Origin of the sequence: Pilosibacter sp. YYHA0881 (assembly GCF_051602715.1) — a bacterium.
In the GTDB taxonomy this organism is placed as follows: Bacteria; Bacillota; Clostridia; order Lachnospirales; family Lachnospiraceae; genus Alitiscatomonas; species Alitiscatomonas aceti.
In genome coordinates this window covers 2,499,154-2,521,378 of sequence record NZ_CP175657.1, presented here as the reverse complement: position 1 = coordinate 2,521,378, position 22,225 = coordinate 2,499,154, and the positions used below count along the sequence as shown (strand labels likewise).

The 22,225-nt window shown below is 41.2% G+C and carries 19 protein-coding genes and 1 pseudogene; 2 read left to right on the top strand and 18 right to left on the bottom strand.

The window, feature by feature from the left end; genetic code table 11:
• Positions 1 to 21 precede the first annotated feature (21 nt).
• The 3 genes from ACI6NM_RS11750 to ACI6NM_RS11740 all read right to left on the bottom strand — a co-directional run bounded on the left by ACI6NM_RS11750 (position 22) and on the right by ACI6NM_RS11740 (position 4,312).
• Positions 22 to 1,032, bottom strand: coding sequence for an HNH endonuclease family protein (locus ACI6NM_RS11750; protein ID WP_262426623.1), 1,011 nt, complete (start codon positions 1,030 to 1,032; stop codon positions 22 to 24).
• Positions 1,010 to 3,019 (bottom strand): AAA family ATPase, encoded by a 2,010-nt coding sequence (locus ACI6NM_RS11745; protein WP_262426622.1) that lies wholly within the window; start codon positions 3,017 to 3,019, stop codon positions 1,010 to 1,012. Before ACI6NM_RS11745 ends, ACI6NM_RS11750 begins: the two co-directional genes overlap by 23 nt.
• Before the next feature lie 204 nt (positions 3,020 to 3,223).
• Complete coding sequence (locus ACI6NM_RS11740; protein ID WP_262426621.1) at positions 3,224 to 4,312, bottom strand: phosphotransferase enzyme family protein; 1,089 nt, start codon at positions 4,310 to 4,312, stop codon at positions 3,224 to 3,226.
• 307 nt (positions 4,313 to 4,619) lie between these two features.
• Between ACI6NM_RS11740 and ACI6NM_RS11735 the strand changes: the two genes are divergently transcribed.
• Positions 4,620 to 5,012, top strand: coding sequence for a hypothetical protein (locus ACI6NM_RS11735; RefSeq protein ID WP_438500873.1), 393 nt, complete (start codon positions 4,620 to 4,622; stop codon positions 5,010 to 5,012).
• Entirely contained in the window at positions 4,999 to 5,229 is a 231-nt protein-coding gene (locus tag ACI6NM_RS11730) for a hypothetical protein (protein ID WP_438500872.1), read from the top strand. Before ACI6NM_RS11735 ends, ACI6NM_RS11730 begins: the two co-directional genes overlap by 14 nt.
• A gap of 68 nt (positions 5,230 to 5,297) precedes the next feature.
• Here ACI6NM_RS11730 and ACI6NM_RS11725 read toward each other — a convergent pair whose 3' ends face one another.
• From ACI6NM_RS11725 to ACI6NM_RS11655, 15 genes and pseudogenes are all read right to left on the bottom strand, one after another.
• The gene (locus ACI6NM_RS11725; protein ID WP_262426619.1) at positions 5,298 to 6,497 is read right to left on the bottom strand and encodes a capsular polysaccharide biosynthesis protein CapF; all 1,200 of its coding nucleotides are present in this window, start codon (positions 6,495 to 6,497) and stop codon (positions 5,298 to 5,300) included.
• Positions 6,498 to 6,657: 160 nt separating this feature from the next.
• Positions 6,658 to 7,512, bottom strand: a complete 855-nt coding sequence (locus tag ACI6NM_RS11720) for a DUF3825 domain-containing protein (RefSeq protein ID WP_022272188.1) — start codon at positions 7,510 to 7,512, stop codon at positions 6,658 to 6,660.
• Positions 7,513 to 7,608: 96 nt separating this feature from the next.
• Positions 7,609 to 8,484: pseudogene (locus ACI6NM_RS11715) on the bottom strand (UDP-N-acetyl glucosamine 2-epimerase); the annotation flags it as partial.
• 452 nt (positions 8,485 to 8,936) lie between these two features.
• A complete protein-coding gene (locus ACI6NM_RS11710; RefSeq protein ID WP_262426618.1) occupies positions 8,937 to 9,311 on the bottom strand; it encodes a hypothetical protein in 375 nt (124 codons plus the stop codon).
• A 603-nt stretch (positions 9,312 to 9,914) separates the two neighbouring features.
• Positions 9,915 to 11,444, bottom strand: a complete 1,530-nt coding sequence (locus ACI6NM_RS11705) for a lipopolysaccharide biosynthesis protein (protein ID WP_262426617.1) — start codon at positions 11,442 to 11,444, stop codon at positions 9,915 to 9,917.
• An 11-nt stretch (positions 11,445 to 11,455) separates the two neighbouring features.
• Positions 11,456 to 12,589, bottom strand: coding sequence for a non-hydrolyzing UDP-N-acetylglucosamine 2-epimerase (gene wecB / locus ACI6NM_RS11700; RefSeq protein ID WP_262426616.1), 1,134 nt, complete (start codon positions 12,587 to 12,589; stop codon positions 11,456 to 11,458).
• 12 nt (positions 12,590 to 12,601) lie between these two features.
• A complete protein-coding gene (locus ACI6NM_RS11695; protein WP_262426615.1) occupies positions 12,602 to 13,798 on the bottom strand; it encodes a glycosyltransferase family 2 protein in 1,197 nt (398 codons plus the stop codon).
• Between the two features lie 39 nt (positions 13,799 to 13,837).
• On the bottom strand, positions 13,838 to 14,794 hold the full coding sequence (locus ACI6NM_RS11690; RefSeq protein ID WP_262426614.1) for a glycosyltransferase family 2 protein: 957 nt from the start codon (positions 14,792 to 14,794) through the stop codon (positions 13,838 to 13,840).
• Positions 14,795 to 14,813: 19 nt separating this feature from the next.
• Entirely contained in the window at positions 14,814 to 15,539 is a 726-nt protein-coding gene (locus tag ACI6NM_RS11685; RefSeq protein WP_262426613.1) for a glycosyltransferase family 32 protein, read from the bottom strand.
• A gap of 7 nt (positions 15,540 to 15,546) precedes the next feature.
• Positions 15,547 to 16,515 (bottom strand): glycosyltransferase family 2 protein, encoded by a 969-nt coding sequence (locus ACI6NM_RS11680; protein WP_158360043.1) that lies wholly within the window; start codon positions 16,513 to 16,515, stop codon positions 15,547 to 15,549.
• Positions 16,499 to 17,680 (bottom strand): O-antigen ligase family protein, encoded by a 1,182-nt coding sequence (locus ACI6NM_RS11675; RefSeq protein ID WP_262426612.1) that lies wholly within the window; start codon positions 17,678 to 17,680, stop codon positions 16,499 to 16,501. The genes ACI6NM_RS11680 and ACI6NM_RS11675 overlap by 17 nt, the downstream gene beginning before the upstream one ends.
• 65 nt (positions 17,681 to 17,745) lie before the next feature.
• Positions 17,746 to 18,501, bottom strand: coding sequence for a glycosyltransferase family 2 protein (locus tag ACI6NM_RS11670; RefSeq protein WP_262426611.1), 756 nt, complete (start codon positions 18,499 to 18,501; stop codon positions 17,746 to 17,748).
• 20 nt (positions 18,502 to 18,521) lie between these two features.
• A complete protein-coding gene (locus ACI6NM_RS11665; RefSeq protein ID WP_262426610.1) occupies positions 18,522 to 19,745 on the bottom strand; it encodes a nucleotide sugar dehydrogenase in 1,224 nt (407 codons plus the stop codon).
• Between the two features lie 12 nt (positions 19,746 to 19,757).
• Positions 19,758 to 20,525: a glycosyltransferase family 2 protein gene (locus ACI6NM_RS11660; protein ID WP_262426609.1), complete on the bottom strand. Its 768-nt coding sequence runs from the start codon at positions 20,523 to 20,525 to the stop codon at positions 19,758 to 19,760.
• A gap of 10 nt (positions 20,526 to 20,535) precedes the next feature.
• A complete protein-coding gene (locus tag ACI6NM_RS11655; protein ID WP_438501101.1) occupies positions 20,536 to 21,879 on the bottom strand; it encodes an exopolysaccharide biosynthesis polyprenyl glycosylphosphotransferase in 1,344 nt (447 codons plus the stop codon).
• Positions 21,880 to 22,225 lie beyond the last annotated feature (346 nt).

The following is a 22,225-nucleotide window of genomic DNA, read 5'->3' as shown; positions in this document are numbered from 1 at the left end:
TCCGGGCCTCAGATCTCCAGACTATTTCGCCCCTCCCTCCTCCTCTCCGGGCTTTTCGATCCGGATATGGCCATTTTCCAGCTGCTTCACAATATCATAGGTAAGCTTGGAAAGGGTCCGCTTTCCCCATCCCCTTTCATCGGTATCCGTACCGCTCAGGACCTGCTTCAGCTCCTCTCTGCTGCGGAACAGGTGAGCAAATTGTCTGTAAAGATCATGGATCCTTTCAGGCGTGTACATGGCCTGCCGCCTCAGAATATCGCGGATATAGTCCTTATGCATGTCATAATGCTCATCCAGATGGAGGACTTCCATCTGATTCTTTACCACAGCTTCCTTTTTTAGCGGTATCTGGCGCTTTTTTTCCACCGTCAGTGAAAACTCTCCTGTACCGTCGTGGAGGATGTTCACCCAGTCGTCGCTGTCCTTCGCCACGATCTGGAAGCCCATATCATAGCTGAAGCCCTCATCATACGGGTATAGGATCGGATATTCCCTAGTGTCCAGCGGTCCTTTGGCCGTATTGCAGACCGCGCAGCAGGGAACCAGATTATACAGGGAGACGGCCAGATACGGATAGAGGTCCCTGGGATAATAATGGTCCATCTGGGGCCTGGATTTTCCGCTGGCCAGTGTGAATGTATACTGGCGGTTGCAATACGGGCATACTGGCACATCCATGAGCTGGAGGATCGTGTTTAAGACCTTCCGCTTAGAAAGATTTTCATACTGGAAAGCCTCAGATAAAAGCTTCTTTTTACGCTTTCTGATAATCCCGGACTGCCAGATATAATCCTGAAGGGCAGAACGGTCTGCCAGAAGCAGCCGCTGTACCTCTGCTTCATTGACCGTATGCTCTGTGTCATCATGATACAGACAGCGGTAAAGCGCCGGACACGCCTCATCCAGGAGGTTCCGCACCTCTTCCTTAGCCAGTGTATGGAAAAGGCCTGTGGGGGCATTCCTGGCGTCTGCAAGAAACTCGCGCTCGATCCGATCTCTGTTTTTGTTAGAAATCCATATCCGGATCATTGATCATCTCCTCCAGTTCCCGGATCGTCTGGTCCAGCTCCCTCCGCTGCGCCTTCAGCCGCTGAAGGGCAGAGGAAAGCGCCGGGTCAGTCCGCCGCGTTTTTTTCATGGTGTAGTTTATTCCTTCATTGCTTTCTTCCAGGGCATGCTCCAGCTTTTCTCTTAAAAGTCCCTCTCCAACATAGGAAATGACCGTTTTTATATCACGGATTTCATTATTGCCGTTTCTCTGTGTCAGCAGCAGCTCCGCGATGGTCCCAAGCTTTTCCTGGGCAAACGCCCCCATGGTCCCGCATTCATCCAGAAAGAATGAGTCCATGTAGAGTGTATGGATGTGGTTTCCAAAGGTCTGGATGCCGCCGGTCCGTGAGGATATATGTCCGTCCTCGTCCTTCCTTAAATAACAGACGCTGTTAGGAGGAAAATCCGACAATATGACCGGCGAATGGGTCGTTATGATGAGCTTTATATTTATCATAGGAAGAAAGTACCTGCGGCAGAAAGCGGTCAGCCATTTCATATACATCCGCTGCCATCTGGGATGCAGCGACAGATCAGCCTCATCAAGGATCAGGAGCAATGTATTGCAGTCTGAAGCCTGCCCGCCGGTTCTGCTGTTTCCCTTCTTTAAATCTTCCCATATCCCATACAGATCCGCCCAAAGCGACAGAAGGGCATTTTCCCCGGAGGAAGTACCAAAGGAAAAGCTTAAAAATGGAAAGGCATAGCTCAGCTCCTCATAATGGAACAGGAGCTTTTCCATAAATAACCGGCTTTCCTGCCCAGGTATGATCGAAAGCTCCGGTGTTCCCTTATTTTCCAGCTTCCGGATCACAGACTCGTTTTCTTCCAGCCAGGAGATGAAGTCCCGGGTCTGATAAATGACAGGGACAGTAATGAACGAATGTCCCGTCAAAGCCCACTCCAGTTCTTCCAGAAATTTTTTCGCATATCCGAAGATTCCGTACCGCTCTGCGCAGTCCTCCGATAAAAGATACGCATCTGCCAAGCGTTCCAGATCCACTCTGGCAGGAGACGGGACCACGGAAGGGATGCATGCTTCCCTGATACAGCCCAAAAGCACAGCCCTTACTATGTAAGCGCTCCAGGAATGCCTGAAAAGCCCGGGAAGCTTTTGAAATATGCGTTTCATCTGCTTCAGTCTTTCGTCAGCATCTGGAAGACCGGACGCCGTATGCCTCTTCAGTTCCTGAAAAATATACTTTTCTAAATAACTCACATCGGCAGCACCGATCTGAATGTACTTTGGAATGGGGATTTCCAGCTCTGGAGCTTCTTCCGGATGGTAATTGCAGAGCAGATGAACGATTTTATAAAGTTCCCTGTCATAATAGATCCGGATCGGGTTTTTATCCAGGCCGTTATAGTGCATTTCATAATCTATTTGGGAATGGCCTGACAGAAGATTTCCAAGAGAGAAGTCATAGCTGCACTTTTTGAGGTTTTCAAAATCATGAAAGCTGAGCGAGTGATGGAAATATGCCGTTTTCATATTTTTTAGAGCTGCTTTTTCAGAAGTCCTGCCGCGGCCAGACCGGTGATCCGGGCTGGCTGGAAGATATTCAAACAGCAGCTCCTGCTCTGCATCGATCTTCGGTTTTTCAAGTTCCTGGCTATAAAATACAAACAGCCGCTCCTGTTCTTCGTGATCGGTTCCTTCAAAAACCATGATGCATGATCCTGTTTCTTCTCCATTTGTAAACCGCCGAAGATCATCCAGAATGAGATTCATGAGTCTGGTTTTCCCGGCCCCGTTATCACCGACAATGGCAAAGCAGTCCAATGCATGGTCCCATATGGATCCGCCCCAGAAGGATTCCAGATAATCGGTATTTTTCTGGACCGTCAGACGACTCCGGGACTGGATATAGGATATTTTATAGGCTCCGCTTAAAATGATCCCCTGGTTTTCCTCTGTCTGAAACCGGTTATCCCAAAGAAACAGCAGATTTTTCAGAATATTCATAGACCTTCCTCTGCATTCGATTTTTTTGTCTAATGTTGCCATATAATATGAGTTTAAAGAAAGATTCGAGAAAAGTCAATAAAATAAAGAAAACTTTCATATGAATCAAAAAGGACAGAACCCATTTTCACAGATCCTGTCCCTTTCAAACCATTCCAATTCAATTTTCGTAGAGATATGCCGGTTCTTTCTGTGGCCTAAGCTCTATCCCTGTACGCACTTTTTGATGATCCGTTCCATTTCCCCCATCTTTTTCATTACATCCCTGGCCATGTTTAACTGGCACCGGGTCCGCACCAGGTTATGCTCCGGATATTCCGTCCGGAAATACACGTTTCCCAGAAGGTAATCATCCAGGAACCGGGAAGCCAGCTCCACAGCCAGGGTGAACACGCTGAGCGGCAGCGTCCGGATCTCGTCTGTTGTCAAGGTATCTCGGGTCTGGGAAAGAAAGCCTCTGGTAAAGGCAGAGAACAGCTCCATGCTGCAGCCAGCCTTTTCGTACTCCCTGGAGTCCTCCGCCACATAATTAGCGCCGAACCGGATGGCGTCGCCGAAATCATGGCCCACAAGACCGGGCATCACCGTATCCAGATCAATGATGGTCAGAGCCCGGTTGGTGTTCCGGTCGAAAAGGACATTGTTGATCTTCGTATCGTTGTGGGTCACCCGGATGGGGAGACGGCCGTCCCTCTGCATCCGGGCCATTTCACAGGCCTGGCTGCTGACGGACCGGATATAAGAAAGCTCCTCCCTCACAGACCCGGCCAGGCCCAGAGGATCTTTTTCTGCGTCCTCAAACAGCGTCCTCAGCCGTTCCGGCGTGTTGTGGAAATTGGGGATCGTTTCATAAAGCTGTTCTGCATTAAAATCCGCCAGATTTTTCTGGAAACGGCCAAAGGCTTCTCCGGCATGCTGGAGCACCTCTGTGTTTTCGCATGTGTTATACGTCACAGACGGGATATAATTATACAGCCGCCAGAAGCCGTCGTCTGCGAAAATATACGTTTTCCGGTCGGCAGTATGGTGAAAGTGGAGAGGGATCCCCTCGGTGCTTTTTGCCCGGATATGCTCCGTAACCAGGTCGATATTGTGCATGACCTGCTCGGGCTTTCTGAATACAAATGTGTTGACCTGCTGGACAATGTACGACTTTAGTGTGCCTTCCTCTCGTCTGTATGTAACCTTGTACGTCTTATTCACATTTCCCACAGGAATCAGCTCAGATTCCACATAGCTTCCCTGGATCCGAAAGCTGCGGCAGATGTCCCGCAGACGCTGTTCCATTTCCATGCTCATGTTCCTCCCAATGCTCTTTTGTTTTTAGTCCGTCCTTAATTTTATCATCATCCCTGGATGAATGCAAGGCGGAATGGCTCTTCCGGCCAAGATGAAAATGGCGGAAATTCGTGTGATTTTATCCCGTACGCCCTTGCGCTGCCATTCCAGATATGCTACACTGGCGTAAAGCATATATTTCTTATTTTCCCGGCCGGTCCGGCCGTCTGGAGATTCTTATTCATTTCAGAAGATCTATGCTTTTCCCAAATTGTAATATGAAAAGCAGGAGATTTTCCGTTCTCCTGCGAAAGGAGGACAAATGAATCTTATGAACGACCATGCCCAGGATCCGGCACGGCTCCCCAAGCCCCGGCGCGACTACAAGGATACTCTGTTCCGGCTTCTGTTCCGGGACAGGAACAGGCTTTTAAGCCTTTACAATGCGGTAAATGGAACGTCCTGCAGCTCCCCGGAGGACCTGACTGTGGTGACCCTGGAAAACGCCGTGTACATGAACATGAAAAACGATGTGGCTTTTCTGCCAGACCTTAAAAGAGTATATGCTCTTTGTGGAACGGGTGCGGCTCCATGCAAAGACTATGACGGTCGGGGCGGCAGTACACCGGGCTGTCACAGAATGCATCCGAGAGGGGATCCTTTCGGACTTCCTCTCCCAAAACAGAGTGGAGGTGATCGCAGTGAGTATATTTGAGTATGATGAAGAGCGCGAATTGGCGCTGATGCGGAAGGCCATCGCCTCCGAGGCGCGGAAGGAAGGGAATAACGAAGGACGTGAGGATGAGATAAAAAGCCTCATCCGAACCAAGCTCCGGAAGGGAAAATCCATCCCTCAGATCGCGGACGAACTGGAGCGGGATGAGACGACGATCAAGGCGCTGATCCAGGGGATGGGGGACGAAGTGGAATAGAATACAGAAAGGCGGGAACAGACCCATTTAAGGATTCCATTCCCGCCGGAAATACTTCCCCTCTTCAGTTATACAGCCTCGTAAAATGTATCCGGATGCTCCGGATCGAAGGCCTCGTTGGCCCACATGACCGTCACCAGATCGTCAGTCTGGGACAGGTTGATGATGTTGTGGGTATAGCCAGGCAGCATGTGAACGGCCTGGATCTGCTCCCCGGATACCTCAAATTCCCGGATCTCGTCCGTGCCGATCTTCCTTTCCTGGATCAGGCCATGGCCGGAAACCACCATAAAAAACTCCCACTTGGAATTATGCCAGTGCTGGCCCTTAGTGATCCCGGGCTTACTGATGTTGACGGAAAACTGACCGCAGCCCGGGGTTTTTAAAAGCTCCGTGAAGCTGCCGCGGTCGTCGACGTTCATTTTCAGCGGAAAGATGGTCTTTTCCACCGGAAGATAGGAAAGATAAGTGGAATACAGCTTCTTTGCAAAGCTTCCAGCCGGAATCTCTGGCATCAAGAGCGTGGACGGCTGGGACGTAAACTTCTCTAAAAGCTCCACGATCTCCCCCAGGGTCACATGATGGGAGACAGGGGCCGCGCAGTATGCTCCCTGCTCCTTAAATATTGTGGTCACACCGTCGAACCCGCAGCGGTGCTCATGGCCCTCCAGGGCGTCCAGCAGCTCGTTCACCAGATCGTCAATATAAAGCAGCTCCAGCTCTGTGGACGGATCGTTGACATGGATCGGCAGGCCGTTGGCCATATTGTGGCAGAAGGTGGCCACAGCGCTGTTGTAATTGGGGCGGCACCATTTTCCAAAGAGATTCGGGAACCGGTAGACCAGTACCTTCGCTCCCGTTTCCTCCGCATACCGGAAGAACAGCTCCTCCCCGGCCTTCTTGGACCGGCCGTACTCACTGTCTCCGAAGCGGCCTGAGAGCGTGGCCTGGATCGAGGAGGCCAGCATCACCGGAGCCGTATTTCCATGGCTCCGGAGTGCGTCAAGAAGCTCCGATGCAAAGCCAAAATTTCCCTCCATAAATTCCGTCTGGTCCTTGGGGCGGTTGACTCCGGCCAGATTAAATACAAAATCAGCCGAAGCGCAGAACATGTCCAGTTCCTCCCGGGTGTTCTGGACATCATACTCATAGATCGCATCTATTTTTATGCCGGGCCGTGTGTGGTCCTTTCCATCCCGGATATTCTTTAAATTCTCCACCAGGTTCCGTCCAACGAAACCGCTGGAGCCTGTGACTAATATATTCATTTATCGTCTCCTGTGATTTATAAGCAGATCTGCCTGCAATGAATTAGGGAGACGAAAAATCGTCTCCCCATAAGATGGTAGTTGTAAGTTTTGGTTGTAAAAAGATTTTAAAAGGTAGTTGTAATAATTAATTGTAATGGATGGCTTAATACTATCATATCTATTCAGCCATGTCAACCGCTTCCCGGATCGATTCCGCCTCATCGGCAGAGGTAATTTCGTCCATGATCTTTGCCCATTCTTCATCTGGCTTTACAATAAGGCGGGAATTCATATACGCCCACTCAACAGGAAGAACTGTGACGCCCTCATAGTATTCCTTGGCGCTGCTTTTTATCTTATTTAATACAAGAGCCAGTTTAACCGGTGCACCTGGAAAATATAAAGGAGCCAGAAGCTGGATCTTATTTTCACCAGTTTCTGTGTTATGGTAATAAAAAGGCAGAGCCAGCTTAAAATTCCTCTTCAGCTTCTTTTCCAAAGTCACTTTTGCTGCATCCAGAAGCACATTGATCAGCTCTTTGCTGCTGTAACCAGCTTCAATAAAACGGTCAAAGTTATCATCGATAATATGCTCTTTTCTCATATTTAATTCAAGCGTATTATCATAGATCAGATCCTTAACATTGTTGCAGTAATCAGCCAATGGAGGAAGCTCAGAAAAGTTCGTTGTAAAAAACTTATCCGTCTCCTTAAAAAAGCCATTGAAAAACCACGGCTGTTTTCCAGACATTTCATTGACAGCAAAAATTGCAACAATTTCCTGGTTATAAACCGTCAGAAGACCTGTATTCATGCACCTGTATTTTCCGTCCGCTGAGGAAATGATCTTCCCTTCCTCGTCTAAGCGGTTGTACGTATACTGTATGTAATTTCTCAAGATACGGTATGGATCTTTATCCTGAATTCTTTTGTATGTCCACTTTTCCGGCTGGGCCATCCGGGCAAGCATTTCCAATTTCTGATTGTATTTTTCTGCGGTCCCAAGAAAAACATCTTCAAGTATAGTTCCCATATTTTCGCCCTCCTTTGAGAAATGATGCTACAATCCCTATTATATAAAAACAGGCATTGGGACGCAAGAGAAAACTATTTTTGACCAGAAAAAGGATTAGAACTTCCTCCACACCATTTTATCCACCACGCCTGTATAGGACTGGATGATCTTTACCACCTTGGCGGATACGTTTTCCTCCACGTAATCCGGCACAGGGATCCCATGATCTCCATTCTGGTTCATAGTCACTGCCGTATCCACGGCCTGTAAGAGACTCTTTTCATCGATCCCGGCCAGGATAAAGCACGCTTTGTCCAGCGCCTCTGGGCGCTCTGTGGAGGTGCGGATGCACACCGCAGGGAACGGATGGCCGATGGAGGTAAAGAATGAGGATTCCTCCGGCAGCGTCCCAGAGTCGGAAACCACACAGAAGGCGTTCATCTGTAAACAGTTATAATCATGGAAGCCCAGGGGCTCATGGCGGATCACCCGGGGATCCAGGGCAAAGCCGGACGCCTCCAGGCGCTTTCTGGACCTGGGGTGACAGGAGTAGAGCACCGGCATGTCATACTTTTCCGCCATCCTGTTGATGGCTGTAAATAGCGAGGTGAAATTTTTCTCCGTGTCGATGTTCTCCTCCCGGTGGGCGGAAAGAAGGATATATCTGCCCTTTTCCAGCTTCAGCCGTTCATGGATATCCGAGGCTTCGATCTCTGCCAGATTATTATTTAGGACCTCCGCCATGGGAGAGCCGGTCACATACGTCCGCTCCTTCGGGAGGCCGCAGTCCGCCAGGTACCGGCGGGCATGCTCGGAATACGCCATGTTCACGTCCGAAATAATGTCCACGATCCTGCGGTTGGTCTCCTCTGGCAGGCACTCGTCCTTGCACCGGTTTCCCGCCTCCATGTGGAAGATGGGAATGTGGAGCCGCTTGGCACCGATGACCGATAAACAGGAGTTAGTGTCCCCCAGGACCAGGACTGCATTGCCGAATGAGCCTGTACCACCAATGATCATTAGGGGGGAATGGTGACATGTTGATTATGCTTCAGTTTTGGAATTATGCATAAAAAGAAAGTTTAACAAAATAGGCTTGTTTTTACGCATTTAGGGAAAATAGATTTCGACGTATTATAAGAATATCCCCTCGCTAAAAAATTTCCGCACTCCACTCGCCCCAGCGTTATGGGGACCATCAGTTGGCTATTTTTTACTTAATCAATAATTCTCTACTTACGGACTCTATATTTCTACAAACAGTTTCTCTGACCATCATTTCAACTAATCTGTCTTGAATATAACTAAGCATATTATTTCCGATGTTAATTATTTTTCCAAAGAAGCCCCCCATGCCAACGCATTTAAAATTTCTTGGAAAGACCCAAATAATGCGCCTGTCACAATGAGCATTACAAGAGACATAATAGTTTTCAAAGCGATCAAAAAAATACTGCCCATAGTTCTAAAAATCGCAAACTAATTTTATAACCTATAAAAGTCAACAGTAAACATTTCCTGGAATATAATATAGCTTGATTATAAGAATTTTCTGGAAAGTTACGCAACAAAAACACTTCTCCAAAATCAATTATAGAATCCTGTAAAGCAACTGATACTACAAAAGCCCTCCTACTAACAGGAACAAAAAATGGCAACTCACTATCAACCCATACAATTTTTGCCTTATAAGGATATTTCCCATTTTTTTTAAAATATATATGCTTTATATAATTATCTATTGCAATTTTAATCTCGGCGTTATTGGGAAGAGGATTGCCTGCAAAAACAAAGCGTAATACAAGAAAATCTCCCATTCCAAAACGATACTCCGATTAAGATTAGCTGAAATAGGACTACTAAGAAATAAAACTTAATTCCCCAAATAAAGTAAAATGGCAACCCAATTATTAGGATATTTACAATTGTTAACAATATTTTTTTCCCATATGTATCTTTTTCCTTCTGCTTTTTCTTGTATTGGAATATCCTAAAACTCTCGTTGGTATCCGGAATGAACCTTGGTAGATTTCTGTTCACAATCCGGACATCTAATCGATCCCTTGGTAGAATAAATCTTTAATAAAATCTTTTCATTCTTTATAATACTTTCGCTACATTTTAAATTCTTATCCAATTGCTTTACAATAGCCTGTTCCATAATAATCATCTAAGATGATTCTAACAGTTTTTCACAGAACATTCAACTAATATATGAAAAGAGTTTCATAAACTTAGGAAACAAAAACTCAAATTCCATTCTTCCACTCCCGAATCATCTGAGGACGAAATTCAAAATCCTGCCTGTTCTTTTCCACCATAGTAGTCAAAAGCAATCTCGCAAAAAATAAGAGAATCGCAGACAAAGCAATAAAACCGCTGACAATTAGTGATACAGACTATAATTACTAGTTCTATTTTCAAATATTCAATAAATCACACAATAAACTTTTAAGTTTATAGAGCAAAAGTTTTGTTTCCTTTTTCCAAATCGCATATCCTAAAAAATAAATCAGGAATGCTACCACAACTGAAATTACACAATTCCAAAGAATCTGCAACATCAAACTCTCCATTACTGCTAAGCCGCACATCCATTTTGCACTCACTAAACTTCCCAAATTCAACACAACTAACCATATTTGTTCGCAAAAATATACTTTTACATTCCCCTTCAATACTCTTTTAACCACCAAAAACGGATACGTATAGCCAAAAAGAATCATAGAACTAAGAATCGTCCCCATAAAAATTCCAGCTAAGCCATATCGCTTCAACAAGATAATAGAAGCAGCAATATTTACAGCTGATTCAATAAGCGGAATAAAACGATCCTCGTATAATATGCCTGCCGCATCCTTAAAAATCCCAAAAACACATCGCATTCCCTGAATAAAAAAATTACAGGCTAACACAAACAAGGTGAATTCCGAAACAATATATTCTTTGCCAAACAAAAGTGACACCAAGGGCGTCGCCACACAGTATATACCAACTCCGGCACAATGATGAATAAATACGTTGAGTATTTGCATTTCTTTGAAAATACTACGACTTTTTTCTTCATTATGCTCTGCCAACATGTGACCAACGCTCGCTGTAGTTGCCGACATAATTTGATTACAAATATTCTTAATTGAATTGATGATTAGAGAATAATTTGAATAAATTCCAACTGTCATTAATCCAAAAAACTTCGAAATCAGAATATTATCGGTCCCCAAAACAATAAAACCACCTATTTTATGGAAAACAGCACCCTTTACCTTTTGTTTTATATCGTCAAGTATTTCTTTTTCCAGCGAAATCGAATCATTTCCCTTCAAAAATGGATACTTACGATTAGCCAATCCATTAATTAAGAAATTCTCAGCCAATCGACTTATCACCATCACAGCAAGATAGCAAATAAAATCTCGTGTGCAGAAAAGTACAACAATCTGGCCAATTTTTGAAAAAAACTGGTATAGTAAATCACACAACAGCACTAAATAATTCTTTTGATCCGCAATTAAAATAGAACGTTTGAATGTAAACAGATACGATAATACTACATCTGCCAAAAACCAGATATACAAAAACCATAAAGGATACAAAAGAGTATATCCCTGAATAAACATATTCAAAAATGGTATTACTAATAATCCGAATATCAAAACTGCCATTGCAATCGCATAATAACATTTCCGATAAAAATTCATAAGCGATTTAACGGCTTGTAAGTTTCCCTCTGATAACGGACGGTACAAATGATAAATGATGGCTGTACCTATTCCAAGCTCCGCAATAGAAAGCATAGACAGTATGTTACCAAACAAACTATTGATGCCTTGATATTCAATTCCCAAAAAAGCTATGACAGCCTTACGATTCACAATACCCAGTAAAATCGTGATGAAGTAATATAATAAGCCCGCCAACGAATTATAAAAAGAATTTCTTGTCTTCATATTATTATCCCTTATTTATCTTTTTCCGTCCCCCTTTCATCTAAAATATCTGCAATTCTCTTACATGCAAAACCATCTCCATAGGGATTACTGGCCTTGCTCATGCGTTCATACTCATCTTTGTCTTCCAACAGTTGCTTAAATGCATAATAAATTGTCTCTTCTTCCGTTCCCACAAGCTTCAATGTTCCTGCTGCGATTCCTTCTGGACGCTCTGTGGTATCTCGCATCACAAGTACCGGTTTTCCAAAAGATGGAGCTTCTTCCTGAATTCCACCGGAATCTGTCAAAATCATATAGGAATGAGCAAGGAAATTATGAAAGTCAAGTACGTCAAGGGGTTCAATGATACGGATTCGCTCATCCCCACCCAAAATTGCATTGGCCGTTTCACGTACCACTGGATTCATATGGATCGGATAAATGGCTTTTACGTCTGGATGTTCATCGCAGACCCTGCGAATGGCCCGGAACATATGCTTCATCGGCTCACCAAGATTTTCCCGACGATGAGCTGTGATCATAATAAGTCTGCTTCCTTCTGCCCAATCAAGCTGCTCATGTCGATAATCATTACGAACTGTGGTTTTCAATGCATCGATTGCCGTATTTCCCGTTACATAAATAGATTCCGGCTTTTTTCCCTCTTGAATCAAATTTTGTCTCGACAATTCTGTCGGGGCAAAATTATAAGATGCTATAATACTAACCGCCTGACGGTTAAATTCTTCCGGATAAGGAGAATAGATATTATAGGTTCGTAGTCCCGCTTCTACATGCCCCACCGGAATCTGCAAATAAAAACAAGTCAATGCTGTGACAAACGTCGTGGAAGTATCTCCATGAACAAGTACAACATCTGGCTTTTCAATTTCTAAAACCTCTTTAAATCGGTTCAAAATATTCGTTGTCACATCAAACAGCGTCTGACGTTCCTTCATAATGGACAAATCATAATCCGGTATCACCTGGAAGGTTTCTAATACCTGATCCAACATCTGGCGATGTTGTCCGGTAACACAAACAACTGTTTGAAGATTTTCTCTCGTTTTTAGTTCATTCACCAATGGGCACATTTTAATCGCTTCGGGGCGAGTGCCAAAGACCAACATAACTTTTCTCTTATCATGTTCTTTACGTTCCATCACATTTCTCCACTACCGACTTTTTAAACTATTTTCATAATATTCCATACAAATCAATGCCTTCCAAATATCATACCTGGCATTTTGAAATGAATAAATGTACATTATTTCTATCTGGGTAAGTTCCTTCTCGTAACCTTTCGGCATTTTATCTATAAGCCTATGAAGAGTGTAAGATGCTAATTGAAATGCAACCAAATGATATCTTTTATTAAGTCTACAAAAAGTCATCATCCCCATTTCTCTAAGAGTTACCTTTAAAATATTGGCATCAACTTTCATATTCTCATGATACATAAATTCCAATGTAGCATATGCCAAAAATACCTGATCTAATTGTCTGGGTAAAGCAATATTCCGTCCATACTCTTTCGTTAACGAATTTACATTATCTTGCCTATAATTATACAACGGCAACCCTACATACGCCCCAACTCGAACTTCATGGAAAATAAGATGTGCCATCATCATATCTTCATGTTTATATCCTTCTGGAAAACGAACAGACACCCACATTTTTCTTTTAAAAACGCTCCCCCAAGGAAATGCCAAATATAACATATCCTCTCCCAAGCCATTCTGATATTCTTTCTTTATATTGTCATACCGATGCTCAACCGTCTTCTTCCCGTCAGAATACACTTTATAAAAATTACACTTTACCATATCTGCATCTGTTTCCAAAGCCCTGTCTATTAAGAGTTGAATATATGTTGGCTCTAAGAAATCATCTGCATCCAAAAAAGTAATGTATTTTCCAGTTGCCTGCTCTAAACCAGCATTTCGAGCAGAAGATACGCCCCTATTTTTCTGATGGATCACTTTAATTTTATCGTTCTTCAAAGCATATCCATCGCAAATTATACCGCATTTATCCGGACTTCCATCATCCACTAAAATAACCTCATAACTATAATTGGTTGCCTGTCTCAAAACGGAGCAAATGCATTCATCTAAATAATCCTCAACTTTATATACCGGTATAATAATAGATAAATCTACAAAAGAATCAACCACAAGCTTTTTGGACGAATAATCATACGGAAATTTATAATCATATCCCGCATCAGCAGCTTTTTTGATAATATCTTCAATATTTAACGATTTGCGTTTTCCCCCCCCCCGTTTTTCTAACATGTAAACAACCTTCACATATCGTCTTAATCCCCACACAATTAATTTCTTTACTTGTTGTTTTATAACTTTCATTCTTCCCCCACACAATAGAACATTCGTAAAATCGATACATTATTTTGTCCAAACCAATAAAAGTTTAATCAGTCTTTTCATGTTCCGAACAAAACCAAATCTATATATGTTATATAAAAAATGCTTTAAATTTTGTCTTATTTCGTTCTTTAAGTTGTTTTTCTGTTGATTATTCCCCCCCCCACACCACAAAGAATCTATTGCAAGAATCACAATCTTCATTTTTGCAATTCTCAAACACTTTTTATTAAGATTACACTCCTGCATAATCTTCTTCAATGCAGTAATATATTTTAACTCTCCATTTTCATCATATAATTTGTCTAATTGATGCGTTACACTTCTATCATTCAACATATAGCAATAAAGAGGTTCCTGAACATATGCCAATTCTGCATCTTGTATATTTGATAAAAGCTTTATATTATAATGAGTATCTTCACAGTAAGATAGCATTGTATCAAAGGATATTTTTTGAGCCACATCTGCCCGGTAATACCTATTCCACACACTTCCCATCGTACTATTGTCACCTAGGGTTCGCATAATAGCATCTTCTATTGTCAGCCGTTCTTTTTTCAACCCTTTATACTCTTTTTGTATACCGCTTTGGTTCTCTCTCCCTACATAAAAAGCGCTCAAAACGCCAATAATATCGGGGTTATCTAAAAAAGCCGAAAGGACTTTTTGCATTGAATTCGGTTCTAAAAAATCATCCGCATCACAAAAACCAATAATATCCCCTGTTGCCATTAATAATCCTAAATTACGGGCTGCAGAAACACCTATCTTCGGACTCACTGCAAATTTTACGCATTCATATGCTTCAACATATTTTTGACAGATTTCTTTCGAATCGTCACTTGATCCATTTTCAATCAAAATGCACTCAAAATTTTTATATGGCTGATCTACTATGCTTTTTATACACCTATCTATTGTTGTCGCAGAGTTATGAACGGGAACAATCACAGATATTTTCAATGAACAAGGCATACAGACATACTCTCTCTTTTTAACAATATTTTCGAAACGCTCTTTTCATTTTAACAAGCAACTGGCTTATATTCGGCCCAAGCTTATTCAAAATCATATATTTATATTTTATTTTTTTCGGAATCCAAGAGCCATCAAAATGATGAATCGTATAAGTATTCGACGTTAAATGCAGCTTTTTCGTAACTGGATCTTTGGGACAAAAATAGTCACTGGGAAACAATGTAAAATCTGCTACCGTTTGCTTGGTATTATTTTGTACCAAGCCATATTTTAATAAGGTATTTGTGATTCTCGTTACATTTGTCGTTAAATCAAAGCTCCCGTCCGCTTTCACAAAGTGATCATTTTCATAATCATTCAGTAACTCCTGAAATAACGGATGACCAGCCCGACAGGCCATGAGGCCTGTCGGGATTTGAGTTTCGGACTCAAATCCCGACACACCATTATAGGATAAAATTGGATCCAATGATTTCAAAACTTCAACATCTGTATCCATATAAATTCCACCATAATGACACAATACATACAGACGTACAACATCTGTAATAAACGCCCATTTTTGCGCCTGATACGCTTCCTGAACATAGGCATTAAAATTCAAATCAAAATTCGTTTCATTCCATTCTATGATTTCATAATCCGGGCAATATTCTTTCCAACTGGCAATACATTTCTGTGCAAGCGGCGGAAGCGGATTGCCTCCAAACCAGCAATAATGAATAACTTTAGGTATACTCAATCTTTTCTCACCTCACAAACAATAATTTATATACAGAACGCACTATTTCTGAACTAAGTGCATTCATACACGCAAACCCCTTTGTTTTCAAAGAATTTCGTGAAAAACATAAAAATGAAAATAAATGCTTACGAATCATATTACATATGTATTGCTCCGTAATTTCGTCATAATAATCCGCCTGTACCATTTTTTCCATACAGCGACAACAACTATATACAATACTCCCCTCTGCAATTTTGCTTAATTGTAAATCATATGATTTCATAAACTCATACCGTTGCAGAGATGCTTCTATGCTATCCAAATGCTTTAGTGAAAAACTTTGATGTATGATACTGGATGCAACCTGTCGATACCAATAAAAAGAACGGTTCAACAAAACCGTTCTTCTTGATAGTGCAACCAATTGATATGTTGTAAAAACATCTTCATGATATTTTCCAACCGGATAACGAATACTCTCAAATAATTTTCTGGAGTACAACTTTCCCCATGCTGTAGTCGTGTAATTTTTATTTTTAAAAAACTGAACCATTTGCTCTTTAAACTCAAATATAGCTAGTTGAGAATTTTTCTCTTCCGACAATTTTTGTCCGCTCTCATCACAGTAAACCGTTCCACAAGCAACAATATCTGTCATATCATCCAACTGCTCAACCATTAATTCTATCATACAAATATCAATAAAATCATCGCTATCAATAAAGGTAATATATTCTCCTGTTACCAAATCAATACCTGAATTTCTCGCTCCAGAAAGGCCTTGGTTTTCTTGATGAATAACTCGAATCCGATTATCTTTTAAGGCATATTGATCACAAATAGTTCCACACTGATCCGGTGAACCGTCGTCAACTAAAATAATTTCTAGATTCTGATATGTCTGTGACAAAACAGACTCTAGGCAAGTACCTAAATATGGTTCAACTTTATATACCGGAACAATTATAGATATTTTAGGTTGTATCTGCATATTTACAATTCAACCTCCGCTCTTCATAACAACTAATTTGAAGATGACTTAAGAATAGTACAATAAAAATGCTATCCCACCCAGGCGCTTCTGCCACCATCACAATGAGTAACGAAAAAATAATAGTTAATGTCAAAGAAGCATCTACATTTGACATAAACCTATTTAATTTTTTTACTCCGTACGTAATTAAAAATATCAACAACAATAATGAAACCAAGCCACTTTCATATAACATTTGAATATACTGATTGTGTCCAGAATACCACGCATCGATATCAGGTGCATCGATTCGATCTGCTATTACATGAAATACATTACTAGTTACAGCAATTCCATATCCCCAAAATGGAGATTGTTTAATTAGTTCTAGCGCAGTATCCCAAATATATGTTCTCGAAGTCAAAGTAATATTTTTATGCAAAATGGTTTCTATAAAAAAAGCAAAATGCTCATGAATTCTAAAAATCACAATCCCCATATTTAGCAAGGGATACAGCACCAAAACAGCTACACTCAATATTTTTCTTAAACATTTTCTTTCAAAACCAACAATGGCAAGCAAAACAAAAAATGTTATAGCTAACAAATTACTACTTGATTCTCCATATAATATGCATATAATTGACATTCCCAGATACAGTTTATAGCGTATATCGTGTACACCATAATAAAAGCAGATGGAAAGCAATCCTATTGCAAAAACAATGTACATTTGATTTCGGCCAGAAAGAAAATATATATACTCTCCCCAATATAATTCCGATAATGGTAACAGCATAAATTCCACAAGCGTCAACACGAAACATACATTTGCAATTGCTTTCATTAAAATTCGTGCACATCCACATTTTATTTGAATTTCTATAAACATTAAAAAACTTACAAGTGGATAAATCCGTTGAATAATACTATAATAATTACCACTCCCTAATATAGTAGCAATAAACAAAACAACGGTATATATAAAACCCCAAATAATACTTAGTGATATTTTTTTATAATGGAAAACATATAGAAAACAAACGGTAAGTGCGACAAATTGAGAACTACGTGCATATACTAATTTCAATAATGCAAATTGATCAAATATCGCATAATTAAATATACGTGTCAAAAGCAAAAATACAACGCTGCATATTATTAGTTTTTTATGTATTTTCAAACTTTTAATTTTATTTCACCCGCCTCTTATTATATTAATAATCAACATACTTTGTTACTTATTAACTACTTTTCCACCATCATGTGATATGCTGTCCACCATCTCACATCATATGTTTTTCTATGCCTTATCGCATCCTGCAAACATAAAATTTTATACCATCTCCTGCTCATTGTTTTATACAAAATACCTTGATCAATCAAATATTTTTCTCCGTATCCAATATTCCAACTTGATTCCCGTTCTTCCGTCAATGATGCAATAAAATCCGGAACCGCATAAATTTTCAAGCCTTTTTTCAAGCATTCTGCTAAAAACAAATTATCTTCTCCATGACAATGTTCTGTTCCGCCTCCAAAGCATTGGTTAAAATATATTCCGTTCTCCCGAATACTTTTAAGTTTTACTGCCACTCGTGCAGTTCCATAACGCAAAAAATTAAAATATCCAACTTTCATAGGTTTCTTTATCACATATCTAGTTGGATTCTTCTCAAACAAATTAAAAATAATCACATCTGCATTAGGGTAATGCAGAAACGCATTTTCTACTTTTTCTACATAGTCATTCATATAGACCATATCATCATCTGAAAACAAACAAATATCTCCATCTGCTCGCATCAATGTATTATTTCTATTTAACCCAACACCTTTCTCATTAAAATTAAGATATGTAGCTGCCTTTCCGTTATATTCAAAATGTTCCACTGAATCATACCCACATTGATTCCCTACGATCACATCTGAGCGAATATTTAACTTTTTCAGTAAGTTATGATCCTTCTGGTTCATTGCTGCTACTAATATCTGAATTCGCAAAATTCTTTCCCCTCCGAATTTTAATCTCTCTGAAACAAATCCCGTGTATAAACCTTATCTTTTACATCATCCAAACTTTTTTCATACCGATTGGCTATGATCGCATCCGCCTGTTTCTTAAATAACTCCAAATCATTCTCTACCCGATTTCCATAAAATAGACTTCCGCCCTCCAGCGTAGGCTCATAAATTACGACCGAAGCTCCCTCCGCCTTAATTCGTTTCATCACTCCCTGAATGGAACTCTGACGAAAATTATCGGAATTGGATTTCATTGTCAAACGATATACACCAATCACCGGTTTTTGCTTTGGAAAATCTTCTTCAAAACTATAATATCCTGCTTTTTTCAAAACCTGCTCTGCAATAAAATCCTTTCTGGTCCGATTGCTCTCCACAATAGCCTCAATCAAGTTCTCCGGCACATCCTCATAATTGGCCAATAACTGCTTCGTATCTTTAGGGAGACAATATCCACCATAACCAAAGCTGGGATTGTTATAATGGTTTCCGATTCTCGGATCCAAACATACACCATCAATAATTGCTTTTGTATCCAGTCCTTTTAACTCTGCATAAGTATCCAATTCGTTAAAATAAGAAACTCTCAATGCTAAATAAGTATTTGCAAACAGCTTTACAGCTTCTGCTTCCGTGAAGCCCATAAAGAGTGTTTCGATGTTAGCTTTCTCTGCCCCTTCCTGCAAAAGGCGGGCAAATACTTTTGCTGCTTCCTGCAATCTCGCATTGTTCATGTCCGTCCCCACAATGATCCTTGAGGGATATAAATTGTCATACAATGCCTTGCTTTCTCTTAAAAACTCAGGACTAAACAAAATATTTTCTGTTTGAAATTTCTTACGGACAGATTCCGTATATCCTACCGGAATCGTAGATTTAATCACCATCATAGCCTCCGGATTACTTGCCATCGCCTGAGCAATGACAGCTTCTACCGCAGACGTATCAAAATAATTCTTTTCCGGATCATAATTCGTTGGTGTCGCTATAATAACAAAATCAGCCCCCCCGTATGCCTCTTCTGCATCTAAAGTTGCTGTTAAATGTAATTCCTTTTCTGCCAAATACTTTTCAATATACTCATCTTGAATAGGTGACTTCCTTTGATTGATCATCTTTACCTTTTCAGGAATGATATCCACGGCCATTACTTCGTGGTTTTGAGATAACAAAATTGCGATTGACAATCCCACATATCCCGTTCCAGCTACTGCTATTTTCATTTTACCCCTCAATTACACTTTCCTTTTATCTATTCCGATTCCCGTGCCTTTCACAAATGCCCAACACCCAAGCTCATGTAAACTTCTAAATACGCTATGCCCTTCAATTTCATGATAGAGTTGCCAATGATATTTTGCCTGTTTCAATTTATTGCTGGAAACCGATCCTGTTCGACCTATACGATAAACACCAAGCACATCTTCCATGCCATAACAATAATCCGTCTTTTTTAGAATCTGCAACCACAATGCAAAGTCATTTCTTTTTTTTATTGGCGGCACTTCAAACTTGCCAAGAGCATCTTGATCATACATTACAGACAAATTGCCAATCGGATTGGACAGGCGAATCATCTTCTTATAATCCGTTTTCTTTGGTGGTATCAAAACAGTATGTAAATCATTTCCGTTCTCATCCATCCATTGATAGCCCGTTGCACTGAACTTTGCCCCCGTCCTCTCCATAAAAGCAATTTGCTTCTCCAGTTTATCTGACATCCACAAATCATCGCTATCAAGAAATGCAATATATTTTCCCGTTGCATATTTTAGAGCCTCTGTCCTAGCTACTGCCGGACCACCGTTTTGAGAAAGCACATGGTAATGAATGTTTGAATATTTTTCCAGATATGGTTTTAATAAATCTGCCGTATTGTCTGTACTACAATCATCTACTATCTGAATTTCCCAGTCTGTTACTGTTTGTGCTAACACAGAGTCCAATGACATCTGAATATAATTACCACAATTATAAGTGGGCATGATTACACTAACTAACATCTTATTTCCTCTACTCTTTGTCTATATCCAACGCCGCCGTTGTCTGTCCGGCAGCTATCCCTTCCGTGCTCTCTTTCATAAACAAAATCTTCACCGTCTGTATCATTAGCTTCACATCCAGCATTAGGGAATAATTCTGAATATAGTGCAGATCCAGTTTCAGTTTGTCATAGGGTGTTGTATTGTATTTTCCGAAAATCTGGGCGTAGCCGGTCAGTCCCGCCTTAACCCGCAGACGATAGGAAAATTCGGGCATCTCTGTCTCATACTGCTTTGCGATTTCCGGCCGCTCCGGTCTTGGTCCCACGATACTCATATCACCCTTTAAGATATTGAAAAGCTGCGGCAGTTCGTCCAGACGTACCTTCCGGATAAAATTTCCCACTCGGGTGATACGGTTGTCTCCCGCACTGGCCAGACGGGCTACACCATCTTTTTCTGCATCTATACGCATACTGCGGAATTTATAAACATAAAACTCTCTTCCTCCGATAGTCAGCCGCTTCTGCTTATAAAGAACTGGTCCTCCATCCTCCAATTTCACCGCCAGAGCTGTTCCAGCCATAAATGGCAGTACTACAATACAGGCTATGCCAGAAATCACAATATCCATCAGTCGCTTGAAAAAAGCTTGCTCAATCGGCATCCGCCCGTTTCTTGCCATGATCAGAGGTGTATCAAAAAGAGTGATTTCCTCGGCGCTGCGAATTAGGATATCGGAAATCTTTGGCGTCATGTAAACCCGGATTTCCTCTGTATAACATGCTTTTAAAATCTGGTTCCTCATGGGAGATGGTACGTCACAAATCACCACCGCATCATAGGAGGAAATCATCCGTAAGATCTTTTCTAATCCCTCATCTACATGAACCACTGTTTTGATCTGGTATCTGTCCTTCCTGAGATTCATCTTATGCATTAAGGATAAGGAGGGACGATTTCCGTAAACCAGGAGCATCTGTCTGGGTGGAAATAATTTCTGAAACAGAATACTGGCACCAACGGTCCAAATACTGATAGCGACCACCTGCAGCACAAGCATCAGCATAAAAGGGGTAAAATTCAAAAAGTGTTTTGCGAGAAGGGCCGCCTGCAGATATGTAAAACCATTGACCAGGACCACCGCAAGTATCTGGGAATATAATACATTTCCCCGTTCCAGGTATCCTATTTTTAGCCCACCGTACATTTTCGAAAAAAATAAAAGAAGCAGTCCGTAGACTGCGATCATAAGCCAATCTCCTTTTCGGAAGAAAGGTGTTCCTGCCATCTCCGAAATGCTTGTTTCCCATACTAACCAGTAGATACCGATTTCTGCCGCCAGGATCGTTACTGACGTCAAGAACCGGATCATTCTCTTGTATTGTTCATAGTTTTTCATTATCTATCCGTACTCCTAAATATTTTTATAGATTCTTGAAATTGATCTGCCTCTTTCCAGTCCCCAATCATGGTTTTACTTCCCATAATCGTCCTTGTCGGAAGTACCTATTTTTTATCTCGAAACTATTCAAAATTCTTATAGTATAAATGATGTATAGTATGTATATTTTATATTTTCAAAATATTCTCTCCACATTTTCCTCCCACTCCTGTCTTCATTGAACCCCCCCCCCAAGCTGCAAATATATTCATCCGCCTCTCTCTGCCTCCCCTTCCACCTCCCCACCTGTGGCAGGCCGCTTCAGTGGCAAACTTTT

Excerpts from the sequence above, each read along its gene's own strand:
- ACI6NM_RS11750 (WP_262426623.1), bottom strand. The coding sequence starts at position 1,032 with ATGATCCGGATATGGATTTCTAACAAAAACAGAGATCGGATCGAGCGC.
- ACI6NM_RS11745 (WP_262426622.1), bottom strand. The coding sequence starts at position 3,019 with ATGAATATTCTGAAAAATCTGCTGTTTCTTTGGGATAACCGGTTTCAG.
- ACI6NM_RS11740 (WP_262426621.1), bottom strand. The coding sequence starts at position 4,312 with ATGGAAATGGAACAGCGTCTGCGGGACATCTGCCGCAGCTTTCGGATC.
- ACI6NM_RS11735 (WP_438500873.1), top strand. The coding sequence starts at position 4,620 with ATGAATCTTATGAACGACCATGCCCAGGATCCGGCACGGCTCCCCAAG.
- ACI6NM_RS11725 (WP_262426619.1), bottom strand. The coding sequence starts at position 6,497 with ATGAATATATTAGTCACAGGCTCCAGCGGTTTCGTTGGACGGAACCTG.
- ACI6NM_RS11720 (WP_022272188.1), bottom strand. The coding sequence starts at position 7,512 with ATGGGAACTATACTTGAAGATGTTTTTCTTGGGACCGCAGAAAAATAC.
- ACI6NM_RS11710 (WP_262426618.1), bottom strand. The coding sequence starts at position 9,311 with ATGGGAGATTTTCTTGTATTACGCTTTGTTTTTGCAGGCAATCCTCTT.
- ACI6NM_RS11705 (WP_262426617.1), bottom strand. The coding sequence starts at position 11,444 with ATGAAGACAAGAAATTCTTTTTATAATTCGTTGGCGGGCTTATTATAT.
- wecB (WP_262426616.1), bottom strand. The coding sequence starts at position 12,589 with ATGGAACGTAAAGAACATGATAAGAGAAAAGTTATGTTGGTCTTTGGC.
- ACI6NM_RS11695 (WP_262426615.1), bottom strand. The coding sequence starts at position 13,798 with ATGAAAGTTATAAAACAACAAGTAAAGAAATTAATTGTGTGGGGATTA.
- ACI6NM_RS11690 (WP_262426614.1), bottom strand. The coding sequence starts at position 14,794 with ATGCCTTGTTCATTGAAAATATCTGTGATTGTTCCCGTTCATAACTCT.
- ACI6NM_RS11680 (WP_158360043.1), bottom strand. The coding sequence starts at position 16,515 with ATGCAGATACAACCTAAAATATCTATAATTGTTCCGGTATATAAAGTT.
- ACI6NM_RS11665 (WP_262426610.1), bottom strand. The coding sequence starts at position 19,745 with ATGAAAATAGCAGTAGCTGGAACGGGATATGTGGGATTGTCAATCGCA.
- ACI6NM_RS11660 (WP_262426609.1), bottom strand. The coding sequence starts at position 20,525 with ATGTTAGTTAGTGTAATCATGCCCACTTATAATTGTGGTAATTATATT.
- ACI6NM_RS11655 (WP_438501101.1), bottom strand. The coding sequence starts at position 21,879 with ATGATCCGGTTCTTGACGTCAGTAACGATCCTGGCGGCAGAAATCGGT.